Origin of the sequence: Paraburkholderia sp. OAS925, from assembly GCF_040543975.1 — a bacterium.
Taxonomy (GTDB): Bacteria; Pseudomonadota; Gammaproteobacteria; order Burkholderiales; family Burkholderiaceae; genus Paraburkholderia; species Paraburkholderia graminis.
This window is the reverse complement of the sequence record NZ_JBEUNO010000002.1, coordinates 588,103-612,249: the sequence shown is the minus strand read 5'-3', so window position 1 is coordinate 612,249 and position 24,147 is coordinate 588,103. Positions and strand designations below refer to the sequence as shown.

Sequence of the window (24,147 nt, the reverse complement as noted above, 5' to 3'; positions counted from 1 at the left end):
TCGGCGGGGCTTTTCATTTGAGCGTCGTTTCGCGCCTGTTCTTGCCTAATATCGACGCAACCCCGCCCATGCCCAAACCTTAAAACCGCGAAACGATATTGTCCCATCAGCCCCAACCGGGCATATTGATGCGTGTGAAGCCAATCCTTCCCGGAGCAACCCCGCATGCCACAACCCACCCGCATCGCAGCCCTCGCACTGCTGTCATGTATTGCGTTGACCGCGGGCAGCCGAGCGCAAGCCGACTCGTCGTGCGATAAAGCATGCCGCGCGCGCGGCCAACTGCTCGATCATCGGGTCACCTCGCGGCTGAATGCGGCAGCACTGTCGAAGCTGCTTTCATCAAGTCCATCCGGACAGCAACTCATGCAAATGGCGGGCGCGCCTGCTTGCGGCGTGCAGATCGTCTATTACCGTTATCGCACCATCGGCGCCGCCGGCGAACCGGCCACAGCGAGCGGCGCACTGATGATCCCGCAGGGCGAGTCCGCGACGTGCAGCGGGCCGCGTCCCATGATGTTGTATGCGCACGGCACCACCGCGTATCGCAAGTACAACCTCGCCGACGTGACGCAAAGCGACCGGGAGAACGGCGGCGCGGGCGAAGGCCTCAGCGTCGCCGCGATGTACGCCGCTCACGGCTACATCGTCGCGGCCAGCAACTATGCGGGCTGTGCCGGTTCCGATCTTCCGTACCATCCTTATCTGAACGCCGAACAGCAGTCCGCCGATATGATCGACTCGCTGCGGGCGGCGCGCGTCGTGCTCAACGACGAAGGCAAACGGGCAGCAATTCGCGAGAACGGCAAGCTGTTCATCACCGGCTATTCGCAAGGCGGTTTCGTTGCGCTCGCAACGCATCGCGCGCTGCAGGCAGCGGGCGTCAGCGTGACAGCCTCCGCGCCAGGTTCGGGCCCGTATGCGCTTGCCGCTACTGCCGACGCCATCAGCGCAGGCCAGGTCAGTCTCGGCTCGACGCTCTTCACGACATTGGTCGTGACCGGTTATCAGCATGCCTATAAGAACCTGTACCGCAAGCCGGACGACTTCTTCGAAGCCGCCTACGCACCCGACATCGAACAACTGCTGCCGAGCGAGCAATCGCTCGATACCATTTTCTCGCAGCGAAAGTTGCCGCCGTCGCATCTTTTCAGCAGCACGCCGCCTGCCGCGCAGTTTCGGTCGATGACGCCGCCCGCATCGCCGGCACTCACGCCACCTCCGTTGACACGGCTATTCGCAACCGGTTTCGGCGACGCCAATCTCGTGCGCAACAGCTATCGCCGCGCGCTTCTCGAAGACGCCGAGGCGAATCCTGATGGCGCGTTCCCCAACGCAACGCCGAACCTTGAGCCCGCGGCAAATCCGCTGCATCCGCTGCGACAGGCGTTCAAGCGTAATGATTTGCGCAACTGGGTGCCAAAAGCGCCAGTGCTACTGTGCGGAGGCGGCGCCGATCCGATGGTGTACTTCTTCAACGCACGCATCGAGCAGGCGTATTGGCTCAACGCGAAAGTGCCGGCGGGACTCACTTCGGTGCTGGATGTCGACTCGCCCGCCACCGGAGCCGACGATTCGTTCGCGGCGCTCAAGCGCGGTTTTGCGAACGCGAAGGCCGACGTTTCGAAACAAGCGGTGGCCGCAGGCGCAACGGACGGCGGCGCGTCAGCGGTATTGCGTTCTTATCATGGAGAACTGGTTGCGGGCTCTTGCATGCTCGCGGCACGGGCGTTCTTCTCGAACTTCTGAACGTGCCTGTTTCTAGCTTCTGCCACGCATTCCGCCGATGCCGTCAATTGCCGAACAACGAACTCTGCATGCCGCGAGGCGCCGCAGCGCGTGAGCATTTTGCGGCGGCTTTGGTAGTCGCTGCAGTGACTTGCGTTTGCACATCGGCGCCGGCTTCAAGCGACGTTTGCCCTGCTTCCAGCGCGAGTAACAGCATCTTGTTCGCCAACCCACCCGCAAAGCCCGTGAGGTCGCCGGATGCGCCTATCACGCGGTGGCACGGCGCCACAATCGAAACAGGATTCCGACCGTTGGCGGCACCCACTGCACGCACGGCGTTGACATTGCCGATCTGCGCGGCGATCTGCGCATAAGTACGTGTCTGGCCAAATGGGATCGTCAACAACGCGGCCCACACTTTCTTCTGAAACTCGGTGCCCTGAAAGTCGAGTGCGAGATCGAACGCGTCTCTGTTGCCCGCGAAGTACTCGTGCAACTGACGCTCGGTTTCGAGCAGGATCGGCCGATCGTCGGCGAGCACCAACTCACCGAGCCGCACACGGTTCGGCTTGTCGTTCTCCCACAGAATTGCGGTCAACCGATCGCCGCGGGCGACGAGCTTCAATTGGCCGACCGGAGAATCCATCAGCTTGTAGGCGTAAGTCACTTGTCTGCTCCTGCGTATTTTCGTCGTCAAGTATGAAGGATTTGTGCAGCAGAGGGTGAGCGATCGCCATCACGCAGCAAGCCGCGCCGCACGTCACCCAGTAAAATCGACCCTATCAGCACGACGGACCGCAGCCACCGGATATTTCTACCACTGTGACCACGACACTTGAACAACTGAGAGCGGGCCAACTCGCGGGCACACGCCACTTGAAACTCGCGTGCGGGCTCAGCGAATTTCCACGCGAGATTCTCGACCTCGCCGACACGCTCGAAGTTCTCGATCTTTCCGGCAACGCGCTCACCACCTTGCCCGACGATTTCGCGCGGCTACGCAAACTGCGCATTCTGTTTGCGTCGAACAACCCGTTCACCGAGTTGCCGCCGGTGCTCGGACAATGCCCGCAATTGAGCATGATCGGCTTCAAGGCGAATCGCATTCGCACCGTCGCGGGGACTGCGTTGCCGCCGCGTCTGCGCTGGCTGATTCTCACCGACAACGAGGTCGACGCGCTGCCGCCAGAAATCGGTCACTGCACGCATTTGCAGAAATTGATGCTGGCAGGCAATCGTCTGCGCTTTCTTCCCGAACAACTGGCCGCGTGTTCGCGGCTCGAGTTGCTGCGGCTTGCCGCCAATCGACTCGATGAATTGCCGGCATGGTTATTTCATATGCCGCGGCTCGCATGGCTCGCTTATGCGGGCAACCCATTTGGCGAAGCACTCGAAGCGGCGGCTTTGGACGATACGCCCATCGCCGAAATTAGCTGGAACGATCTGCGTTTGCATGAGCAACTGGGCGAGGGCGCTTCGGGCGTGATTTACCGCGCCGAACTGCGCACGCACGAGAACACCGCGCGTCGCGTCGCGGTCAAGCTGTTCAAGGGCGCCGTTACGAGCGATGGTTTGCCCGACTGCGAAATGGCCGCTTGCATTCGATCCGGCGATCATCCCAACCTGATCGCAGTAGCCGGAAAAGTGAAGGACCATCCGGACAACGCGCACGGACTCGTGATGGAACTGATCGATCCGCAATACCGCAATCTGGCAGGGCCGCCGAGCTTCGAATCGTGCACGCGCGACATCTACGCGGCCGACGTCCGTTTCAACCCAGTAGACGTGGTCGACATGGCGCACGGCATTGCATCGGCGGCCAGTCATTTGCATCGGCAATGCGTCATGCACGGCGACCTGTACGCGCATAACATTCTGCATGACGGCCAGGCACGTGTATTGTTAGGAGACTTCGGCGCGGCTTCTTTCTATTCGACGGAGAACCGCGAAGCAGGCGTGGCGCTGGAGCGTCTCGAAGTGAGAGCATATGGTTGCCTGCTCGAGGAATTGATGACCCGCTGCCACTGGAGCGATTCGCGTGTGCAAGCAGACGTCGCCGTCAAGCTCGCGAGCTTGCGCGACAGTTGCCTGAGCGAAGACGTCGACAAGCGGCCGTTATTCGAGCAGATCGCATCCGAGCTGCTCGTGCTGAAAGCTCGTTGATGTCGAACAGGCAAGCCGTTTGCGGTCCTATCGGTCCGCGTTCATCCGTTGGCGTTCATGCACTTGACGGGCGCCGCCACGAAGGAGAGAAACGATGACGCAGAGAATGCGCCGCCGCGTGCTGATCGCCGGTGCACTGGCTGCGGCCGGTCTCACGCGTGCGGCCGGCGCGGCAACCGTGGAAGGCGGCATGCCGAAGATCGCGCTCGTGCTGAAGTCGCTCAGCGACCCCTTCACCGCCGCGATGGCGAACGCGGCCAAAAATTATCAACAGCACTACGCGTCGCAATTCGCGTTGACGGTGCGCGGAACAGCGACGGAGCCCGACACGGCGGGACAGGTCCGCATTGTCGAAGACCTGATCCGCGCGAAGATGAACGCGATCGTGATTGCGCCGTCGGGCTCGAAAGGATTGACGTCGGTGGTCGCGCGCGCGATCAAGGCGGGCATCATCGTGGTCAGCATCGACAATCCGCTCGACGACGCCTTGCAGGACGCAGCGAAAATCTCTGTGCCGTTTGTCGGCCCCGACAATCGCAAGGGCGCGATGCTGGTGGCGAACTATCTCGTCGAGCGGCTGAAGCCCGGCGATCAGGTCGCGATCATCGAAGGCATTGCAGCGGATCGCAACGCGCAGCAACGCACGGCCGGCTACAAGGAAGCGATGAACGCGGCGGGCATGCAGCTCGTCGCGACCGAGGCCGGCGACTGGGAATATGGCAAAGGCCGCGACATTGCGTCGAAAATACTCGGCCAGCATCCGCAGATTCGCGGCTTGCTATGTGCGAACGACAACATGGCAATGGGCGCGGCGGACGCCGTTCGCGACGCGGGCCGAACGGGCGGCGTGTACATCACCGGCTATAACGCGATTGAAGCGATCAAGCCGTTGATCGCGGACGGCCACGTACTCGCCACCGTCAATCAGTTCGCCGACCGGCAAGCGGTGTTCGGCATGGACGTCGCGCTAAAGGCGGTGACGGAGCAGAGAAAGCAGGGCGAATTGTCGCGAACGATAGAGACGCCACTGCAACTCGTCACCGCCGCGAAGCGGTAGTTCGGCAGCCGCCTTTATACGCCTTCGAGACGGAAGAACGACACCGACTGATTCAATTGCCGGCCCTGATCTTCGAGCGACTTCGATGCAGCCGCGGCTTCTTCCACCAGCGCGGCGTTCTGTTGCGTGACCTCGTCCATCTGCGTGATCGCCTGATTGACCTGTTCGATACCGCGGCTCTGTTCCGCAGAGGCCGCCGCGATTTCTCCCATGATGTCCGTCACGCGAGCGACTGCCTGAGTGACTTCGGCCATCGTCATGCCTGCCTTGTCCGCGAGCGACGAACCGTCGCGGATCTTCTGCACGGATGTGCTGATCAGATCTTTGATCTCCTTTGCCGCGCTCGACGAACGCTGCGCAAGATTGCGCACTTCGCTTGCCACCACGGCGAAGCCGCGGCCCTGCTCGCCGGCACGCGCCGCTTCGACAGCGGCATTGAGCGCGAGGATATTCGTCTGAAACGCAATGCCTTCGATCATGCCGGTGATCTCGGCGATGCGCGTTGAGTTTTCGCTGATCTCGCCCATCGTGCCCACCATTTCACCGACGACGCCATTGCCCTTCGACGCCACGTCGGACGCATTGGCCGACAAGGTGCTCGCCTGCTGCGCGTTTTCCGCGTTCTGCTTCACCGTGGTCGTCAGTTCTTCCATGCTCGATGCGGTCTCCTGGAGGGACGACGCCTGCTGTTCCGTGCGCGACGACAGATCGACGTTGCCCGACGCGATCTGGCTTGAACCGGTCGCGATGCTGTCGGCGGCATGGCGAACGTTGCCGATCAGACGAACGAGGCTCGACTGCATTTCGCCCATCGATGCAAGCACGCTCCCTGCCGGCGCATTGCTGGCGCCGGGCACCGCGCGCAGATCGCCTTCCGCGACGCGCCGCGTGACTTCGGCGAGCGCGACCGGTTCGGCGCCAAGCGCACGCATCAAACCGCGCGTGATGACGATGCCGGCGCCGATTGCAAGCGCCATCGCGGCAACGCAGAAGGCAATCAGCAGATTGCGCTCATGCGCCAGGCGCTCGGCCGACTCCTTCGCCATTTCTACCGCGCGTTCATGCGTGGCGTCCAGGTACGCGTTCGCCGCTTTCGTCAATGCGGTCAACAGCGGACGGCATTTGCTGGCGATGTCGGCGATGGCGGCATCGCGCTGTCCGCTCGCCGCGAGCCGGTCGATCTCGAGCGCGACGGGCCGATAAAGCTGTTCGATACGCGATATTTCCGCGGCGAGCGTGCGCGCGTTTTCGCTGATGTCTTTCGCGCTGGCCACCATCGCGTTGAATTTGTCGAGGCGGCTCTCGACGCGCTTCTCCGCGTCGAGCACCGCTGCCTTCTCGACCTCGATATCCGCCGGCGATGAAACAAGCACGAGATTACGCACTGCAATCGCGCGGTCGCTGACCGCGTTTCGCACCGACTCGGCCATTTGCGCACGCGCATTGATGCCGCTGATGAAACCGGCGAAGCGCTCGTTCGCGTCGTTAAGCGCGATCAGCGATATGCCGGAGACGATCATCACGACGACCGCAAGCGAACCGAACGCGGCAGTCAGCTTCGCCTTTTCCGACAGATTATGAAAGTTCATGATTCGGGACTCCAGTCGCCCACATGTTTGGCCGAAAACTATTTGAAGACTTCGGATGCCCGGACAATCCGGGGTCAGCAGCAGACGGTTGGAAATCGGTTTTCGCTGGCGCCACACGCAATAACGGCGCGCTTCTTCGTGACCGTAGGGCGGTTACTCCCAGGTAAGAGGCCGCAAAGGTTTGCGCATGATTGATATTCGCTATGAAGCAATCGCTCAATGTTGCAAGCGTCGTGGCGACGCTCGAGTTGAGGCAATATGACGGCCATTGCGGCTTCATGTTCGACTGGTAAATTGCGAGTGTCATCACAAACCGCAAGCGGAAAGCAAGGTCTGAAAGACTTATGAAATCTGAACTTCTGCTGCAAACTTATGGCTCGGATTCGTCCGGTATTGTCTGCGGCTTCGTCTTTTCGCCCACGCAAGCGGGCCGGCCCATTTCCGCCGACGAAGCGCTCGAATGGCTGCGTGCGCAGCAAAACAGCGCTTCGCATGCGGACGAATTTCTGTGGCTGCATTTCAATCTCGCGCACAGCGCGGCCGAGCGTTGGATGCACGCGCAACTCGATCTGCCCGAGACGTTTTTCGACGCGTTGCGTGAAGGCTCGCATTCCACGCGTATCGAGCAGGCCGACGGTGCATTGCGCGCCGTGGTTAACGACGTGATGTTCAACCTCGAGTTCACGCCGTCCGAGATTGCGACACTCTGGATTTACGCACATCAGCGGATCATCGTGACGGCGCGGCTCAAGCCGCTGCGTTCGGTGGACCGCTTGCGCGCGTCGGTGAAAGAAGGCGAAATCTTCCGCTCGCCAGTCGAGCTGCTGGTTCATCTGATGCGCGATCAGGCGGATTTGCTCGTGCAGATCGTTCGACGCACGAGCGCCGATATCGACCGTATCGAAGACCGTTTTCTCTCGCAGCGGCCCACGCAAAACCGGCTCGATCTGGGCGCCATGCGACGCATGCTGACGCGCTTGCAACGGATGCTCGCGCCGGAGCCGGGCGCGATCTTCCGCCTGCTCGCGAGACCGCCGCGCTGGCTTCATCCGGAAGACGTACAGGATTTGCGCGAGTCGACGGAAGAGTTCTCCGTGGTGCTCTCCGACATGGCCGGGCTGATCGAACGCGTCAGGCTATTGCAAGAAGAGATTATTTCGCGGCTCGAAGAACAGAATAACCGCACGCTGTTTACGCTGACGCTGGTCACGGTTCTCGCGATGCCGATCAATATCGTCGCGGGCTTCTTCGGTATGAACGTGGGCGGCATTCCGTTTGCCGAGAACCATCACGGCTTCTGGGTGTTGGTCGTGCTCGTCGCCTGCTTCACGGGACTGGCGGCATGGTGGGCGTTTCGTCGAAGGAAGGAACGATAGCCGCACACACAGGCCCGCGCCGTTCAATGCGGTTGCTCGATCATCAGATAGCGGATCACCAGCGCGGGATCGGCGATGTCGAGTATGAGGCGGCGCATGATGCGCTTGCGCATGTGATTTTCGTCGAGCATCCACGGCCCGCCGGCATCGCTCAGATAGCGCGCGAGCGCCGCGCGCGTGTCGGTGTTCGAGGGCAGGTTCAGGCGAGCGGCAAGCAGGCCCGCCACCACGTCGTCCAGTTCGAGCGCCAGTGGACGCGAGTCGATAATGAGCGTCAGTTCCATACGTATTCGATCGTTTCGAATCTCACGCAAACCGGCTGCGGCTCATGCAAAAAGCGGCTCCGCCAGCCGCGAACGGACAGCGGAGCCGAACTGGAGCCGTGCCGGACGTGAGCCCGGCAATGGCAGCCGAACCTTCTCCTTTGTACTCTGCTCAGTACTTTGCTTGGTACTCGGCTAGTACTCGAGTTCGGGCGCGTTCGCCGCGGCGGGCTTCTCTTCCTTCGGTGCTTCGGCGACGGTTGCATCCGTCGTGAGAATGAGGCCGGCGACCGACGCCGCGTTTTGCAGCGCCGTGCGCGTCACCTTCGTCGGATCGACGACACCGGCTTCCACGAGGTCGCCGTACTGACCCGTGGCCGCGTCATAACCGAAATTGCCCTTGCCTTCGAGCACCTTCGCGATGACCACCGACGGTTCGTCGCCCGCGTTCGAAGCGATTACGCGCAGCGGCGCTTCGAGCGCGCGCAGCACGATGCGAATACCGGCATCCTGATCGGCGTTGGCGCCCTTCAGGTCCGCGATGGCCGCACGCGCACGCAACAGCGCCACGCCGCCGCCCGGCACGATGCCTTCTTCCACGGCCGCGCGCGTCGCGTGCAACGCATCGTCGACGCGGTCTTTCTTTTCCTTCATCTCGACTTCGGTCGCCGCGCCCACCTTGATGACCGCGACGCCGCCCGCGAGCTTCGCCACGCGTTCCTGCAGTTTCTCGCGGTCGTAGTCGCTGGTGGTCCCGGCGATCTGCGCGCGAATCGCCTTCACGCGCGCCTCGATTTGCTGCTGGTCACCGGCGCCGTCGATGACGATCGTGTCGTCCTTGCGCACTTCCACACGCTTTGCGCTGCCGAGATCTTCGAGCGTCGCTTTCTCGAGCTGCTTGCCGGTTTCTTCGGAGATGACGGTGGCGCCCGTGAGCACCGCGATGTCCTCGAGCATCGCCTTGCGGCGGTCGCCGAATCCAGGCGCCTTGACGGCCGCGACCTTCAGCACCCCGCGCATCGAATTGACGACGAGCGTGGCGAGCGCCTCGCCTTCGACGTCTTCCGCGATGATGAAAAGCGGCTTGCTTGCCTTCGCGGAGGCTTCGAGTATCGGCAGCAAATCGCGGATCGCCGAGATCTTCTTGTCGTACACGAGGATCAGCGGATCGTCGAGATACGCGGCCTGCCTGTCAGGATTGTTGATGAAGTAGGGACTCAGATAGCCGCGATCGAACTGCATGCCCTCGACCACGTCGAGTTCATTGTCGAGCGACTTGCCGTCTTCGACCGTGATCACGCCTTCCTTGCCGACCTTGTCCATTGCATCGGCGATGATCTTGCCGATCGCTTCGTCGGCGTTCGCGGAGATCGACGCCACCTGCGCGATTTCCTTGCTCGTCGAAATACGCTTGGACGTCTTCAGCAATTCGTCCAGCACGGCCGCAACCGCCTTGTCGATGCCGCGCTTCAGGTCCATTGGATTCATGCCTGCGGCGACGTGCTTCATGCCTTCCTGCACGATGGATTGCGCGAGCACGGTCGCGGTCGTGGTGCCGTCGCCGGCCACGTCGGCGGTTTTAGACGCGACCTGCTTCACGACTTGCGCGCCCATGTTCTCGAAGCGGTCCTTCAGTTCGATTTCTTTCGCCACCGACACGCCGTCTTTCGTGATGACCGGCGCGCCGAAGCTGCGCTCGATCACGACGTTGCGGCCTTTGGGGCCGAGCGTCACTTTCACCGCATCGGCCAGCACGTTCACGCCCTTGACGATCCGGTTACGGGCGCTGTCGTGAAACCTGACATCTTTCGCACTCATCTTGTTGCTCCGGGAAAAGTCTTTGAACGTTTATCACGCGGCTTTGCGCTGCGCGGCCGCGTCGGCTTCGAGTACGCCAATCACGTCTTCTTCGCGCATGACGAGCAGTTCCTCGCCGTCGATCTTGACGGTCTGGCCTGCATATTTGCCGAAGAGTACGTGGTCGCCGACCTTGAGTTCGGGAGGACGCCGGGTGCCGTCCTTCAGCAGACGCCCGTCACCGACCGCGATCACCTCGCCCTGTTCGGGCTTTTCGGCGGCGGAGTCCGGAATCACGATGCCGGATGCCGTCGTGCGTTGCCGCTCGATTCGCTTGACGACAACCCGGTCGTAGAGGGGACGAATGTTCATTTCCATCTCCTGTGCGATAACAGATCACCAAAAAGGAATCCGGCTGCGCGCGAACAGCGAGATGGATGACGCCCGCGTTGGGGCGCAGCCGTTGCCAGTGTCCCGGCGGAAAGCGAAATAGGGGTTCGTTGCGGGACTTCAAGAGCGTGTCGAGCGGGCTCTTTGTAACAAAATTTTTCAGCGCGAGTCGCGCGTTTTCGCGCCGGTTTTTCGTCAGGCAACTGTGCAAAAACCGTACTTGAAATTCGTTCGGCGCCGACCTATTTTATTGTCGGCTCAGCAGTCGCGTTGCACGCGCTGCGTGTTTCGATTTGTTTGTCAGTGGATGAATGTCCCTGACGGGCGAACTGGAGCGCGTGGTCCGGTTCGCCCCAGGGCGAAGGAGCAACACCATGAGCGATCTCTTCTCAAGCGCCGGGTTGGCCGGCGATATCGAACGCCTGCAACGGCAGGTCGCGAGTCTCTTCGACGGCTTTCCCACGAGCATTCGCGCCGCGGGTTCAGGCACGTTTCCGGGGATCAATATCGGCAGCACGGACGAGTCCATCGAGATCGTCGCGTTCGCGCCGGGCATCGACCCGGCGAAACTCGATGTATCGATCGACAAGCGTCTGCTGACGATCAGCGGCGAGCGCGAATTCCCGCAGACGGAAGCCGCCGGCGACGACACGCGCACTTATGCGCAGGAGCGTTTTGCCGGCCGGTTCCGGCGCGCGATCGAATTGCCGCAGCATGCGGACCCGGACAAGGCCAGCGCACGTTATGCCGACGGCTGTCTGGTCGTGAGCGTGGCGAAGCGCGAGTCGTCGAAGCCGCGCGCCATTACCGTTCAATGATGTTTTGGGTGAGAACGAATCGTGAAGATCGTGAAGTAAGGAGGCAATCATGAGCGACACAACCGAACTTGCGAGAAAAGATGAAGCCGCGAGCGAAACCGCGGTGACGCGCCGCGACGACGAGCGCGCGCAAAGCCGCGTCACGCTGACGCCGCCCGTCGACGTTTCCGAGGACAGTCAGGGCATTACGCTGTGGGCCGATTTGCCGGGTGTGACGAAGGAGCGGTTGAGTGTGAAAGTCCACGATGGCAATCTGTATATCGAGGCCGAGGCGATGGTGCCGACACCGGCCGGGCTGCGTCTGCAGCACGCGGAAATTCGCGAACCGCGTTTTGCGCGGGCGTTTTCGCTCGGCGCCGACTTCGACACGTCGAAGATCGACGCGAATCTGAAGGACGGCGTGTTGAAGTTGACGATTCCGCGTCACGACGAAGCGCGTCCGCGCCGCATCGAAGTGCGGACGAACTGACCCGGCACATTCGCAACGACGACAGGAGAAAACGGGTGGCGGCGTTATGTCGCCACTTCCGCCACTTCCGCCACGTCCGCCATGTTTGCGATGGCATGGCGTCGGCGCTATGGTGAATATGCGGTTCTCGTACCAGACGTAAAGGAGGATGCGATGAACACCGATCCGAAAAAGTGGAACCCTTTCAAGTTTCTTCGCGGCTCGGCGCGCAAGCAGCAAGCGGACAGTGCGCCGGATACGCCGGCGAGCGAGCAGTGGCGTGCCGCGTGGCCCGATATTTCGCGGCTTTTTCCGCGCGATCCGTGGCGTGCGGTCGAGGAGTTTTTCCATGATCCGTTCGCGGGCCGCGGCGCGCTCGAACGATGGTTCGGCGACTTCAGTTCGTCGCGTTTCCAGCCGCGCATCGACGTGGTCGACGAAGGCAAGGTGTTGCGCGTGACCGCCGAGTTGCCAGGCATGGCGCGCGAGGATCTGGCCGTGAGTGTCGAGGATGGCGCGCTCGTGTTGCGCGGCGAGAAAAAGCAGGACGTACACAGCGAGGAAGACGGTTGCTACCGGCTCGAGCGTGCATACGGCGCTTTCGTGCGCACAATCCCGATGCCGGAGGAGGCGGACCCGGACCGCGCACTGGCCAAATTCGACAAAGGCGTGCTAACTTTAACGGTGCCGAAGCAGGAGCGGCCGCGAACCGCTAGCCGGACAATCGAGATTGGCTAGCGCGGGCGGCATCGGCTATCGGCTATCGGCTATCGGCTGTCTGTTCGCCTTGGCCTGAAAAACGCTCGCGGCGAACGGGCGTGTTGAGAGTGGGTCGTTAGCTCAGCTGGTAGAGCAGCGGACTTTTAATCCGTTGGTCGGCGGTTCGAATCCGCCACGGCCTACCAATCTTTTTTGCATGGCGTCCAAGGAAGCCGCGCGCCGCTCCCTATTCCGAGCAACTAGCAACACGATTACGCCCGGTCGCCTTCGCGTTATAGAGCGCTTCATCGGCGGCCTTGATGACCGTTGTCACATCGGCGTCGTGGTCGGGCGACCAGCTTGCGGACCCGATACTCGCGGTCACGCGTCCGTATTCGCTGCCTGCATGCTCGATAGCGAGTTCGTTGATCGCCGAGCGGATTTTCTCCGCGATAACGGACGCCCCTTGCGGCGGCGTATCCGGCAGAACGACAATGAACTCCTCACCGCCATAGCGGGCCGCAGTGTCGGCCGGTCGCCGGATGTTATCGCCGATGCAGCGCGCGACCGCGGCCAGCGCATCGTCGCCGGCCTGATGGCCGTACGTGTCGTTGTAGGCCTTGAAGCGGTCGATATCCACAAAGAGCAGCGAGAACACGCTGTGCGTGCGCCTCGCGCGGCGCCACTCCTGTTCGAGAATCTCCCCAAGCGTGCGCCGGTTATGCAAACCGGTGAGACTGTCCGTTCGGGCGAGCAATTGCAGCTCCGATTCGGCGCGCAGCCGACGCTGCAGTTGCGTGCCCAACACGAACGACAGCGCGACGAATCCCACAGCGAACGCGCTCATCAGCGAGCCGATTGTGAGCGCCCGCCGATGCCAGGCCGCGTAGATGTCCGGCTCCGCTTCGGCCACCATGATGATCAACGGCAGGTGCGGGAAGTTGCGGAAGTAGTAGAGCCGACGCACGCCGTCAATCGACGACGTGTCGGAAAAGCTGCCCTCCTCGGCGGTCATGAACTGCCTGAAAGTGCTGGCCTTGCTGATGTCGCGTCCGATCACCTTCGGATCGTAAGGGTGCCGCATGATCATGAGACCATTGCGGGCGATCAGCGAAATGGCGCCGTGCTGCCCGAGCGATAATCCGCCGAACAGGTCGTGAAAATATTGGAGGTTGATCGCCATCAGCGCGATGCCGGCGAACGAACCGTCCGGGTTCGATATGCGGCGGCTCAACGCGATGCTGGGCGCACCATTGCGCAGACGCGAATGAAACGGTGCGCTGACATACAGGCCGGCGTTGGGGTTGTCGCGCTGCACGACGAAGTAATCGCGGTCGGCAAAGTTGCCGGTGCGCGGCGCGTCGTTCCCCGCGTCGATGATGATCTTGCCCGACGCATCGAACACGAGCATCGAGCCGAGATTTTTTGCGGCGGTGGCGCCGTCGAACAGGATCTGGTTTCGCAGACGGGGCGGCAAGGCCATCACGTCCCGGTTGCCGAGTCCGTCAACCACCGACTGAAGCGAAAGCCCGTACAACTCGAAATTGCGCTCGATGTCACGCTCCGCGATCAGTGCGACGTTGCGCGATGTCTCGCGCGCCCGATCGAGCGCGTCCTGCCGGCTCTGGTACAGCGAAGCGGCGCATAGCGACACCATCACGATGGCGATGAAGAAGCCGCCATAAAAAACGGCACGCGGTCCAAGGTGCCATGCAGCGATGTTTTTGTTGTTGCGCAGCGACAGCATGTTCACCTCGTTATTGTGGGGCTCTGGCGCTGACCCGGGAGACGAAAAAGAGTGGACCGGTGAATGCCGAACATCGATGCGATTTCCTTGATGCCGGGTTTGCCCTGGTCGGTGAGCCGATCGATCGGCTCGGGCCGCGCAGGGGAGAGCGCCGGTTTTACATGTGGGGTTCCCCCGCATTCTAGCGGAGCGGTGTGCGACACCCATGCAATGCCGATATCGCCGAAAAAACGCGCCCGGCTAGTTAGCCGTTAAAGTCGGCCGTTGGAATGTCGTTAATGCGGGCATGGATTCCGAACTCCCCTTCATAACCGATGACCTGCTGCACGAACTGTGCGTAGCGATGGCCGCTTTCGACGCGATCGGAAGAGCGAACCCCGCTGACGACGCGGTGCGGCAGTGTGCGGAGCTTCGCGAGGAGGCCGCGATGCTTCTCGCGGCGTTCGGTGACAGGAGTCTTTAGCCGTGGCCCGCGTTGGGGCCACAGTGTGGTGTTGGCAGGAACCCTTGCCATGTGGAATACCGCAGCCGCGCCTTGGTCATTGAAGCGCGGCTGCGTTGACGAAACATTGAGCGAGTTGGAACGTAACGAACCGCTATCGGGAAAACTCGTCCTTAAGCGCCGCATAGATCCTGCGATACCGCGCAAGCCGCTCTTCGATTAAGCCTCGTTGCGCCGCGTCAGGCGCGCATACCTCGATCGTCGCCGGCGATGTACACACCTGCGCGACGCTCTCCTTCGTCACGGCCAGACGCGCAAGCCGCGCGGCGCCCAACGCTCCGCCGACATCGCCGCCCTGGTGACGGCGCATGGCAACGCCCGTAGCGGTTGCACAAAGCTGGGCCCAGAAGCGGCTACGCGAGCCGCCGCCGATGAACGACGCGGTGTCCAGCGTGGTCCCCGCGCCCTGTAGCGCCGCATAACCGTCGGCCATCGCGAAGGCCACGCCTTCCATCACGCTGTACGCGAGGTCGGCGTTCGTGTGAGCGCCGGTGAGTCCCCAGAACACGCCCTTCGCGTTCGCGTCGTTGTGAGGCGTGCGCTCGCCGCTCAGATACGGCAGGAACAGCGGTGCGCCGCGTGCATCGGCGGTTTCGGCCGAGGCCGCAAGCTCGGCGACGTCGGTCTTCAGCACGCCGGACAACCATGAGAGACTCGAAGCCGCCGACAAGATCACGCTCATCTGATGCCAGCGGTCCGGCAAGCAATGGCAGAACGCGTGTACCGCCTGCGTGGGATTCGGCGCAAAGCGGTCGGTGCCCGCAAACAGCACGCCCGATGTACCCAACGACAAGAACGCGCTACCGGCTTCGGCGACGCCCATGCCGATCGCACTCGCCGCGTTGTCGCCCGCACCGCCGCACAGCAGCACCGGGTTCGCAATGCCCCATTCGCGCCGCAACGTATCGTTTAACTGTGCCGCTGCGTCGCTGCCCTCGACGAGCCTCGGCATGTGCTCGCGCGAAAGCCCGGTGGCGTGAAGCATTCTGTCCGACCAGTCGCGCTTCGCCACGTCGAGCCATAGCGTGCCCGACGCATCCGACATATCCGAGACGAATTCTCCCGTGAGCCGCCACGCGAGATAGTCTTTCGGCAACAGCACCTTGTGCGCTGCGCGGAACACGGCCGGCTCGTACTTGGACAGCCACAGAAGTTTTCGGCGCGGTGAAGCCCGGCATGGCGAGGTTGCCGGTGATCGAACGCGATTCGGGCACCAGCGCTTCGAGTTCGACGCATTCGGCAGCCGCGCGCGTGTCGTTCCAGAGAATCGCTGGACGCAGCACCTGGCCCGCGCGATCGAGCAGCGTCGCGCCATGCATCTGGCCGGACAAGCCGATGCCGCGCAGCGCCGCGAAGCCCGCCGGATTCGACGCCCGCACCTGCGCGATGGCATCGAGCGTGGCATGCCACCACGACTGCGGGCTCTGTTCGGACCAGTGAGGATGGAGTTTTTCGACTTCAAGCCGTGCGCTGCCGGTGGCAAGCGTTTGCGATTCGTCGTCGGTGAGCAGTACCTTGACCTCGGATGTCCCAAGGTCGATTCCAAGGAAAGTCAAGAGTGTCGTCCCGGTTGTGGCGGCCGTCGTGTGTTGCCGAGGCAAGACGTCAGGCCGCGATCATGTGTTCGTTGATGTGTTCGTTTACGTGTTCGTTCAGTTGATGCAGCGCGCGAAACTTCGACGGCGGCATCCCCTTCGTCGAAAGAAACTGGCGATTGAAGTTCGACAGGTTGTTAAAGCCGACGCGATAGCAGATGTCCGTCACGCTAAGCGTCGAACACATCAGCAGTTCGCACGCCTCGTTGATGCGCAAACGGTTCAGGTACTGCACGAACGTACATCCCGTATGACGGCGGAAAAAGCGAGTGAAGGTACTCACGCTCATGCCCGCGAGTTCGGCAACGTCGGCCTCGCGCAAAGTGCCCGGAAGATTCTGCTGAATGTACGAGAGCACCTGGTTGATCGTGGACTGCATGTAGCGATGCGCGTTGACGTCGTAGGCGGGCCCCGCGAGCAAGGTGCGCTCGTTGCACGACGACAACCTGTCGAAGATCGACATCAATAGTTCGACGCGGCGGCAGCCGTGCGACGCGGCGAGCTCCATCATCATCGGCGCGATGGCGAGACCGACGGCATCGGGAAACTGGATGCCGCGCGCGGCGTCGTCGACGAGGCCGACAATGGAGTGCAATTCGTTGAATGCGGCCGCCATGCGTTCGATCGCATCGCGCGAAAATTGCAGCACCACGTCACGCGAGGGCACCGTTTCGCGTTCGCCGATTTCGCTAATCCAGTTGTGCGGCAGATTCGGCCCGGTGATCACGAGATTGCCTGGCGCAAAGTCGCCGATAAAGTCGCCAACAAAGAACTTGCCCGACGACGCGCGTATGACGTGAATCTCGTACTCCGGATGAAAGTGCCACTTCGCCACCGTGTGCGGATAGTCATGCACCCAGGCGCGGAACGACTCGTCGCGCCGCGTGTGCACCAGTTCGAGGTCCGGATTCATCGCGCTTCTCCTTGGCGGCTGTCTCGGGGCCGCGTCTTATTGCGTCAATGTACAGCCGCTCCTTGCACGCCCGTGGTCCGATGCAGCGGATCAACCGGCGATGTCGCTCTCATGTGAGCAACGGGCAAGGACACATTCTGCTCCGTCTGCGCGTCGAAAACGTGCAGGTCGGCTAGTTTGAACTGGAACGTTACCACGCTATCCAGCGCCGGCAATTCACTTGCGGGTACAAGAGCCGCGAGGCGTTCGCCGGCGAATTCGAGCGTGACGAGCGCCTCCGCGCCCAGCAGTTCGATCAGTTCCACTTTGCCGCGCAGCTTGAGCATCGCGATGTCGTCGTCCGCGGAGGCGACCTTCAGGTAGTTCGGCCTGATCGCGAGCTTGACCGCCTGGCCCGACTGCAACTTCGCAAAGCGCGGCCCGGCAAGCGCCCAGCGCTGACCTTGCACCTGAACGAAACAGGTGTCGCCGGTGCGTTCAATGGTCCCGGACATGAAGTTCATCGCGGGTGTGCCGATGAAGCCAGCAGCGAACAGCGTATGCGGGAAATGGTAGAGGTCGGACGGTGTGCCGGCCTGCTCGATACGTCCGCCTCGCATCAGGATCACGCGGTCGGCGAGCGTCATCGCTTCGAGCTGGTCGTGCGTCACATACACCGTTGTGGTCTTCAGCCGCTGATGCAAGCGCTTGATGTCGCCGCGCAACTGCGCACGCAGTTTCGCGTCGAGATTGGACAGCGGCTCGTCGAATAAAAACACTTCAGGCGTCTTGATCATGGCCCGCGCGATGGCGGCGCGCTGCTGCTGACCACCCGACATCGCGCGTGGCTTGCGATCGAGCAAGGCGTCGAGATTCAGCATCGCGGCGACTTCGCGCACGCGGCGGTCGATCTCCGCAGCCGGAACTTTCAACCGCCGCAAGCCGAACGCGACGTTCTCATACACCGTCATGTGCGGATACAGCGCGTAGTTCTGGAACACCATTGCGACGTTGCGCTCGCGCGCCGGCAGATCGTTCACGACCTTGTCGCCGATCGCCAGGTCGCCGCCGCTGATGCCTTCGAGACCCGCGATCATGCGCAGCATCGTGGACTTGCCGCAACCGGATGGCCCGAGCAGCACGACGAACTCGCCGTCGTCGATTTCCATATCGAGCGGATGCAGCACCGGCGGTCCGCCGTCATAACGCTTGGTAAGGCCCTTGCAAACGATCTTCGCCATGACTCAGTCCATCTCTATCTGGATCTTCACATCGTGCGGGCGCGCTGCCGCCGCTTCCTCGAATGCCTTCAGGCCGTCGGCGAAAGCGAACTTGCGCGAGATGAACGGCTTCACGTCGATCATGCCCGAGCTGATCAATGCAAGCGCACGCGGAAACACATTCGCGTAACGGAACACCGATTCAAGGCGCGCCTCCTTCGCCTGCATCGCGACGACATCGAGCGGCACGCGGTCCACCGGCATGCCGACGAGCACCGCACAGCCGCCAGGGCACAGCAGATCGAACAGGTCGTCGTAGACGCGCGCGTTGCCGCTCGCTTCGAATACCACGTCGGCGCCCCAGTTTGTGGTGACTTCGCGAACCACATCGGCGAGCCGCTGTTCGCGTGCATCGACGGTCGTCACCGCGGGATTGCCGGCGAACAGCGCGAGCTTTTCCTTGATGACGTCGGCGAGAATCACGCGCGACGCGCCGCCTGCGAGCGCGGCGAGCGCGGTCATCGCGCCGATCGTCCCCGCGCCGATGACCACCGCGACATCGCCCGGTTTCATCGAAGCCTTCTTCGCGGCCTGCAGGCCGATCGAGAGCGGCTCGACAATCGCGCCTTCCGCGAAAGACACATTGTCGGGCAGGCGAAACGTGAAAGCGGCCGGATGCACGACATACGGCGTCAGACAGCCGTGAATGGGCGGCGTGGCCCAGAAACGCACGGCGGGGTCCAGGTTGTACAGGCCGCGCATGGTGGCGGGCGAGTCGAATTGCGGAACGCCCGGTTCCATGCAGACGCGGTCGCCGACATGCAGATGCGTCACCTCGCTGCCGGTTTCGACCACCGTGCCGGATGCTTCATGGCCGAGGACCATCGGCGCGTCGACTTTGAACGGACCGATGCGTCCGTGCGTGTAGTAATGCACGTCGCTTCCGCACACGCCCACCGTATGAATCTTGATCTTGACATCGCGCGGACCGACTTCGAGCGGCAGGTCGATATCGCGCAGCGCGAGTTGCCGTGCTTCTTCGAGTACGAGGGCTTTCAAAAGAGTCTCCTTACTTGCCTTTGAGCATTGAGTTCAACAGCCGGCCGAGTACGCCGACAAAAATAATCGGAGGCAGCGCGAGCAGCACCGTCGACGCGTTGATCACGCCCCACGGCACTTCCTGTCCGAGCGATGTGAACGCGGATGCGACGACCGGCAGCGTCGCGCTTCTCGACGACGTGAGGGCGAGCGCGATCATCAGTTCGTTCCACACCAGCACGAAGCTGAACACGATGCCGCCCATCAGCGTGGTCGCGCTGATCGGCAAGGCGATCCGCCAGAACACCGCGTAGGGGCCGTAGCCGTCGAGCGTGGCGGCCTCTTCCACTTCGCGCGGCAGACGCTGGAAGACGGGAATGGACAGCCATGTGATGGTCGATAGCGTGACGAGCAGATACGTGACCACCATCGACAACTTCGTGTCGTACAGACCGAGGTCGACCCAGATAGCGATCAGCGGAATTGCGACGGCCACAGGCGGCAGGAATCGCAGCGACAGCAGAAAGAACTGGATGTCGCGCTTTCCCGGTACGTGATAGCGAGCGATGACATACGCGGCCGGTACGCCGAGCAGCGCGCCGAGCATGACGGCAAAGCCCACGATAGACAGGCTATTGCCGAGTCCGATCAGCACCTCGGGACTCGACACGACTTGCCGGTAGTTCTCGAGCGTCGGCGAGAAGATAAAGCGCGGCGTCGGCGTGACGATATCGAGCAGGCTCTTCAACGAATTGAGAAAAGCCCACAACACCGGAAAGACGGCAACGAGCGCGAGCGCCACGCCGAACGACCACGCCGCGCTGCGCGAAATCAGTCTTCCCATTTGTTCACCCGCTTCCAGATGAAAGTGAAGATGAGCGTGGTCGCGACCATCATCAGGACGGCCATACTCGATGCATAAGAGACCTTGCCCGACAAGCCGATGCCTTGCGAATACGCATACATGTCCAGCGTTTCCGTGGTGATGCCGGGTCCGCCCTTGGTCATCACATAGACGAGATCGAACGAGCGCAGCGATTCGACCATCTTGATGAACACGAGGCTCATGATCGGCACCTTCAGCATCGGCAGCGCGATGTACGCATAGACCTGCCAGGTGCGCGCATAGTCGAGCCGCGCAGCTTCTAGCGGCTCGGGCGGCAGCGTCTCGAGCAGTTTCAATACGACCACGGCGAAGAACAGCCCCCATTGCCAGATATCGACTAGCGCCACCGCATACAACGCAAGATGCGGATCGGACAGAAACGCGGTGTTCTCGACGCCCAGCAAGCCGAGAAACCAGCTAAGAATGCCGGTCAGCGGCGAATACATGAACTTCCAGATGAAGGCCGCCGACACGCGCGGCAGCAGCACCGGCACGATCAGCAACAGCGAAATCACGGCGCGCATGCGGCCATGCACCTGCTCGAACAGATAGATGGCGATCACCACGCCCACCACGACCGCGCCCAGCACGGTGACGATTTCCCAGATCGCCGACACTTCGATGGCATTGACAAAGCGCCTGTCCGAAAACAGGCGCGCGAAATTGCGCAGCCACACGTAGTCGCTATCGGCGTAGCGCAGCACGCGGTTCTTCAACGCGAGATTGATGGCCGCGATGGTAGGAACGAGACCGAGGACCGCCATCACGGCAAGAGGCGGTCCAAGGAACACGAACGGAAGGCTGGTTTTGCCCCGATTGAACATTGACGTCTCCAACAGCGTGGCGTCGGCGTTACTTCTTCGCGCCGTGTTGCATCGCGTCCTCGGCATACTGAACGGCGTCGTTGAGGCTTGCCTGAGCGTCCGGTTGCGTGCCCGTGAATACTTCTTCGAGCGCGATGCCCAGGTTGTCGCCGATGTCCGGCCATTGCGGGCTCGACCAGATCGTGACCTTCGTCACCGGATTCGTGTCGTTCAGTCCGGCGAGGATCTGCGGCTTCACATGCTTCTGGAAGTAATCGCTTTTGATCGTGCTCGTGCGGTTGTAGTCGCTAAAGACGTTCTCGCGCAGGCGCGCCTGCTCCTGGTCCTTGCCCGTCGCCCACGCGATGAACTTGCCGGCCGCCTGGCGCGTGCATTCGTCTTTTGCGCCGACAGACGAAATCGCGAGACCGTGACCATAGGCAGCCGAGGGCAACGGTGCGGGCGGCCTGACGTAGCCGACTTTATCCGCGACACTGGATTTCGTGGGGTCTTCCATCCAGTCGGCGAACGGCGTCGATTCGATCATGAAGGCGACCTTGCCGGAACGGAATGCTTCCAGCGCATTGCTCCAGTCGTAGGTCGCCGCGCCCGGAGGCGCATATTTGAAGAGGTCGCGATAGAGCAGCGTGGCTTTCACCGCGGCCGGCGAATTGAAGTCCGGCGCCTGGTTCTTGCCGGTCCATGTGCCGCCCTCGGCGAGCATGAAGGGCGCCCAGCGCCATACGTTCATGCCCGAGCCGCGTTGACCGCGTGCGACCCAGCCGTACATGTTCGGCGGTGCATTGAGCTTCTTGATGGCCGCGACGAGTTCGTCGAGCGTCTTCGGCACGGGTATATGCGCTTTCTCGAGAAGGTCGCGCCGGTAAAACAGAAAGTCGCCGCCGCCGATGAGCGGAGCGAAATACGCGACGTTCTTATAGCTTGCCACCGCGCGGCGGCCGGGCAGAAAGTCGTCGTAGTCGGCGTCTTTCGGGTAGTACTTGAGAAGCGGCACGACCCAGCCCGCCGATGCGAACTCGGCGACGTTCGCCTCGTCGATGTAATAGATCTGGTAGGAACCGGCACCCGTCGACGCGTCGAGCCGCGATTTCGAACGACGGTCGTTCTCGCCGAAGTAATTGATCTCAATCCGGGTGCCGCTGCGCTTCTGATAATCGGGCAGCGACTTCTCCATGACCGTGAGGCCCAGGCTCTTTTGCGCGAGCACCTTGAGCACGGGAACGTTGCAGGTCTGGGCCGCCGCCAGCAGGGGAAAGCCTGCGCCCAGCACGGTGCAGGCCGTCAACAATCGAATCGGTTTCATGCTCGTCTCCGCATTTTGGAATGTTCTTGTCATCGCCATACGGGCGCTGCGGTTGGCAGCAGAGCAGACGTACGGTGACGAGAACTGTAGTAGTCGCGGTCGAGTGCGGGCCACTGCAAAAGGTCGAAGGCGCTGATACTTTTTGCTCGCGCGTTGGATGCGGCGCACAAAATGTGTCAGTGATGGCGGCGCGCGCGTGCCAGTATCTGGGCGATACGTTCCGATACGTCGCCGACACACACCAGATACATTCCGCGCTTCTAATGTCTATACGGCGCAAGCGTAGCCAGTTGCAGTGATCGTTCTAAAAAACCAAAACGTTGTTCTCTCCAACCTCAAAAGGATCAATCATGAAACTTCGACATCTCGTTGTGAGCAGCGGCCTCGCGTTAGCTGCAGCAGCATTCGCATACACGCCGGCATTCGCCGCAGACGCCGTGGCTGCGGCATCGGGCAGCAGCGTGTCCGCCAGCAGCGTGTCACCCAGCAACCCGGCGCCGAGCAAGAAATCAGTTCGGGCAGCTAATCGTACATTTTCGAAGACAGTCCAGAAAGCCCTGTTCCGGACCAAGGGTCTTGAAGATACAACCATCGCCGTGTTCGGCAATGCAAAGACGGGTCACGTGACGCTGGCCGGACAGATCGAGAGCGACGATCAGGAAGGTCTGGCAGTAGACGCCGCGAAGAAAGTACAAGGCGTGACCTCGGTCAGCAGCAAACTGACACTGCGCGAGCAAGGCGGAGGCTGAACGAACACAGCGTTTCGATTCAGCGTATGGGTTTCCGGCGCGCCGGCCGTTTCACCGGCGCGAACATCGGCATGCGTTCCTCGATCCATTTCAATAGTTCCAGCGGCCCGGCGGCAAGCGGCCGGTCCGCTTTGACCAGCACTCTCGCTTGCGCGCTCTCGAACAGCGGATGAGCGACCGCAACCGTGGTGAGTTCCTCACTTCCGAGTTCGCGGTACGCGGCAAATTCTCCGACCAGCGTCATGAAGTTCTCCGCGGTGACAAAGCGCTTCAGCGCGCTCAACGAGTTCGTGACGAGCGTGGGGCGGATCGACACGTTCGCCGCCACCTGCGCCATCGAAACGACATGGCCGATGCCGAACGTGGGCGGCATCAGCGCAAGCGGATACGCCTGCAGGTCATCGAGACTCGCCGGGCCGCCCCGTTTCGCTAGTGGATGATCCTTTCTCAGCAACAGCACAACCGGCTGCGCCGAACTCGCGCGATACGCGATGCGCGCGTGCGGCGGCGGGTTATACGCGAGCCCGATATGAGCGCGATTCTCCGCGACCTCGTCGAGCAACGCGTCGACGGCCAGCATGGTCATGCTGACTTCGAGACCGGGATAGCGCGTGCAGAACGGCGCCAGCACATCGTCCACAAAGATATCGACAAACCCTTCGCTGACGGCCAGTTGAATCTGCCCGGTGCGCAGACCTTTTAGCGCGTGCAACTGGTCTTCGAGCTTTTCCTGTTGCGAGCGATAGCCGCGCCAGAATTCCAACAGATGCATCGCGGCTTCGGTCGGCTTCACGCCGCGCGCCTGTCGCTCGAACAGCACGGCGCCAAGTTCGTCTTCGAGCAATTTGATCTGCCGCGTAATGACCGACGGCGACGTGTTGATGTGCTCGGCTGCGCCGCGAACGGTGCCATGAGTCAGCACTTCATGGAAATAGCGCAGACGCTGCTGGTTGATTTCTCGCATTTCACCGCTCCTAACGCCGCATTGGCGCTTTCATGGCAATCGCCGTTGCGTTGCTTAAAAGGCAACGATACGTGAACTTAGTTGCTCTTGCTAGTCGAC

Annotated in this window: 22 protein-coding genes, 1 tRNA gene and 1 pseudogene; 9 read left to right on the top strand and 15 right to left on the bottom strand. The window is 61.9% G+C overall.

Annotated features, from left to right (window positions below):
- The first annotated feature begins 165 nt into the window (after positions 1 to 165).
- The gene (locus ABIE53_RS21525) at positions 166 to 1,749 is read left to right on the top strand and encodes an alpha/beta hydrolase family protein (protein ID WP_192699640.1); all 1,584 of its coding nucleotides are present in this window, start codon (positions 166 to 168) and stop codon (positions 1,747 to 1,749) included.
- A gap of 43 nt (positions 1,750 to 1,792) precedes the next feature.
- Here ABIE53_RS21525 and ABIE53_RS21520 read toward each other — a convergent pair whose 3' ends face one another.
- The gene (locus ABIE53_RS21520; protein WP_053859898.1) at positions 1,793 to 2,395 is read right to left on the bottom strand and encodes a methylated-DNA--[protein]-cysteine S-methyltransferase; all 603 of its coding nucleotides are present in this window, start codon (positions 2,393 to 2,395) and stop codon (positions 1,793 to 1,795) included.
- Positions 2,396 to 2,550: 155 nt separating this feature from the next.
- Between ABIE53_RS21520 and ABIE53_RS21515 the strand changes: the two genes are divergently transcribed.
- Positions 2,551 to 3,891, top strand: coding sequence for a leucine-rich repeat-containing protein kinase family protein (locus ABIE53_RS21515; protein ID WP_192699641.1), 1,341 nt, complete (start codon positions 2,551 to 2,553; stop codon positions 3,889 to 3,891).
- Between the two features lie 94 nt (positions 3,892 to 3,985).
- On the top strand, positions 3,986 to 4,948 hold the full coding sequence (locus ABIE53_RS21510) for a substrate-binding domain-containing protein (protein WP_114157752.1): 963 nt from the start codon (positions 3,986 to 3,988) through the stop codon (positions 4,946 to 4,948).
- 14 nt (positions 4,949 to 4,962) lie between these two features.
- Here the strand turns inward: ABIE53_RS21510 and ABIE53_RS21505 are convergent, their stop codons facing one another.
- Entirely contained in the window at positions 4,963 to 6,537 is a 1,575-nt protein-coding gene (locus tag ABIE53_RS21505; RefSeq protein WP_053859900.1) for a methyl-accepting chemotaxis protein, read from the bottom strand.
- 344 nt (positions 6,538 to 6,881) lie between these two features.
- Here ABIE53_RS21505 and ABIE53_RS21500 point away from each other — a divergent pair, with 344 nt between their 5' ends.
- Positions 6,882 to 7,913 carry a transporter gene (locus tag ABIE53_RS21500; protein ID WP_107706976.1) on the top strand — a complete coding sequence of 344 codons (1,032 nt, stop codon included), beginning with the start codon at positions 6,882 to 6,884 and terminating at the stop codon, positions 7,911 to 7,913.
- A gap of 23 nt (positions 7,914 to 7,936) precedes the next feature.
- Here the strand turns inward: ABIE53_RS21500 and ABIE53_RS21495 are convergent, their stop codons facing one another.
- The 3 genes from ABIE53_RS21495 to ABIE53_RS21485 all read right to left on the bottom strand — a co-directional run bounded on the left by ABIE53_RS21495 (position 7,937) and on the right by ABIE53_RS21485 (position 10,345).
- The gene (locus tag ABIE53_RS21495) at positions 7,937 to 8,197 is read right to left on the bottom strand and encodes a hypothetical protein (RefSeq protein WP_006047185.1); all 261 of its coding nucleotides are present in this window, start codon (positions 8,195 to 8,197) and stop codon (positions 7,937 to 7,939) included.
- Between the two features lie 174 nt (positions 8,198 to 8,371).
- Entirely contained in the window at positions 8,372 to 9,994 is a 1,623-nt protein-coding gene (gene groL, locus ABIE53_RS21490; protein WP_006047184.1) for a chaperonin GroEL, read from the bottom strand.
- 33 nt (positions 9,995 to 10,027) lie between these two features.
- The gene (locus tag ABIE53_RS21485; protein ID WP_006047183.1) at positions 10,028 to 10,345 is read right to left on the bottom strand and encodes a co-chaperone GroES; all 318 of its coding nucleotides are present in this window, start codon (positions 10,343 to 10,345) and stop codon (positions 10,028 to 10,030) included.
- Positions 10,346 to 10,737: 392 nt separating this feature from the next.
- On the opposite strand from ABIE53_RS21485, the gene ABIE53_RS21480 reads away from it, so the two are divergent.
- From ABIE53_RS21480 to ABIE53_RS21465, 4 genes are all read left to right on the top strand, one after another.
- Positions 10,738 to 11,181, top strand: coding sequence for an Hsp20/alpha crystallin family protein (locus ABIE53_RS21480; RefSeq protein WP_006047182.1), 444 nt, complete (start codon positions 10,738 to 10,740; stop codon positions 11,179 to 11,181).
- Between the two features lie 49 nt (positions 11,182 to 11,230).
- Entirely contained in the window at positions 11,231 to 11,650 is a 420-nt protein-coding gene (locus tag ABIE53_RS21475; RefSeq protein WP_192699642.1) for an Hsp20/alpha crystallin family protein, read from the top strand.
- 153 nt (positions 11,651 to 11,803) lie between these two features.
- Positions 11,804 to 12,367, top strand: coding sequence for an Hsp20/alpha crystallin family protein (locus ABIE53_RS21470; protein WP_192699643.1), 564 nt, complete (start codon positions 11,804 to 11,806; stop codon positions 12,365 to 12,367).
- 91 nt (positions 12,368 to 12,458) lie between these two features.
- Positions 12,459 to 12,534: transfer RNA gene (locus tag ABIE53_RS21465), tRNA-Lys, on the top strand.
- 41 nt (positions 12,535 to 12,575) lie between these two features.
- On the opposite strand, the gene ABIE53_RS21460 is transcribed toward ABIE53_RS21465, so the two are convergent.
- The 9 genes and pseudogenes from ABIE53_RS21460 to ABIE53_RS21420 form a co-directional block, all read right to left on the bottom strand.
- Positions 12,576 to 14,075: a sensor domain-containing diguanylate cyclase gene (locus tag ABIE53_RS21460; RefSeq protein ID WP_029966954.1), complete on the bottom strand. Its 1,500-nt coding sequence runs from the start codon at positions 14,073 to 14,075 to the stop codon at positions 12,576 to 12,578.
- A gap of 244 nt (positions 14,076 to 14,319) precedes the next feature.
- Positions 14,320 to 14,589 (bottom strand): hypothetical protein, encoded by a 270-nt coding sequence (locus tag ABIE53_RS21455; protein WP_006047178.1) that lies wholly within the window; start codon positions 14,587 to 14,589, stop codon positions 14,320 to 14,322.
- Positions 14,590 to 14,671: 82 nt separating this feature from the next.
- Positions 14,672 to 16,133: pseudogene (xylB, locus tag ABIE53_RS21450) on the bottom strand (xylulokinase).
- A gap of 49 nt (positions 16,134 to 16,182) precedes the next feature.
- Positions 16,183 to 17,085 carry an AraC family transcriptional regulator gene (locus ABIE53_RS21445; protein WP_192699645.1) on the bottom strand — a complete coding sequence of 301 codons (903 nt, stop codon included), beginning with the start codon at positions 17,083 to 17,085 and terminating at the stop codon, positions 16,183 to 16,185.
- A 44-nt stretch (positions 17,086 to 17,129) separates the two neighbouring features.
- On the bottom strand, positions 17,130 to 18,305 hold the full coding sequence (locus ABIE53_RS21440; RefSeq protein ID WP_029966949.1) for an ABC transporter ATP-binding protein: 1,176 nt from the start codon (positions 18,303 to 18,305) through the stop codon (positions 17,130 to 17,132).
- Positions 18,306 to 18,308: 3 nt separating this feature from the next.
- The gene (locus ABIE53_RS21435; protein ID WP_192699646.1) at positions 18,309 to 19,343 is read right to left on the bottom strand and encodes an NAD(P)-dependent alcohol dehydrogenase; all 1,035 of its coding nucleotides are present in this window, start codon (positions 19,341 to 19,343) and stop codon (positions 18,309 to 18,311) included.
- Positions 19,344 to 19,353: 10 nt separating this feature from the next.
- The gene (locus ABIE53_RS21430; protein ID WP_053859907.1) at positions 19,354 to 20,166 is read right to left on the bottom strand and encodes a carbohydrate ABC transporter permease; all 813 of its coding nucleotides are present in this window, start codon (positions 20,164 to 20,166) and stop codon (positions 19,354 to 19,356) included.
- Positions 20,154 to 21,032, bottom strand: coding sequence for a carbohydrate ABC transporter permease (locus ABIE53_RS21425; protein ID WP_006047172.1), 879 nt, complete (start codon positions 21,030 to 21,032; stop codon positions 20,154 to 20,156). Before ABIE53_RS21425 ends, ABIE53_RS21430 begins: the two co-directional genes overlap by 13 nt.
- Before the next feature lie 28 nt (positions 21,033 to 21,060).
- Complete coding sequence (locus ABIE53_RS21420; RefSeq protein ID WP_192699647.1) at positions 21,061 to 22,335, bottom strand: ABC transporter substrate-binding protein; 1,275 nt, start codon at positions 22,333 to 22,335, stop codon at positions 21,061 to 21,063.
- A gap of 350 nt (positions 22,336 to 22,685) precedes the next feature.
- Between ABIE53_RS21420 and ABIE53_RS21415 the strand changes: the two genes are divergently transcribed.
- Positions 22,686 to 23,084 carry a BON domain-containing protein gene (locus tag ABIE53_RS21415; protein ID WP_006047170.1) on the top strand — a complete coding sequence of 133 codons (399 nt, stop codon included), beginning with the start codon at positions 22,686 to 22,688 and terminating at the stop codon, positions 23,082 to 23,084.
- 19 nt (positions 23,085 to 23,103) lie between these two features.
- On the opposite strand, the gene ABIE53_RS21410 is transcribed toward ABIE53_RS21415, so the two are convergent.
- On the bottom strand, positions 23,104 to 24,048 hold the full coding sequence (locus ABIE53_RS21410; RefSeq protein ID WP_192699648.1) for a LysR family transcriptional regulator: 945 nt from the start codon (positions 24,046 to 24,048) through the stop codon (positions 23,104 to 23,106).
- Positions 24,049 to 24,147: the final 99 nt, after the last annotated feature.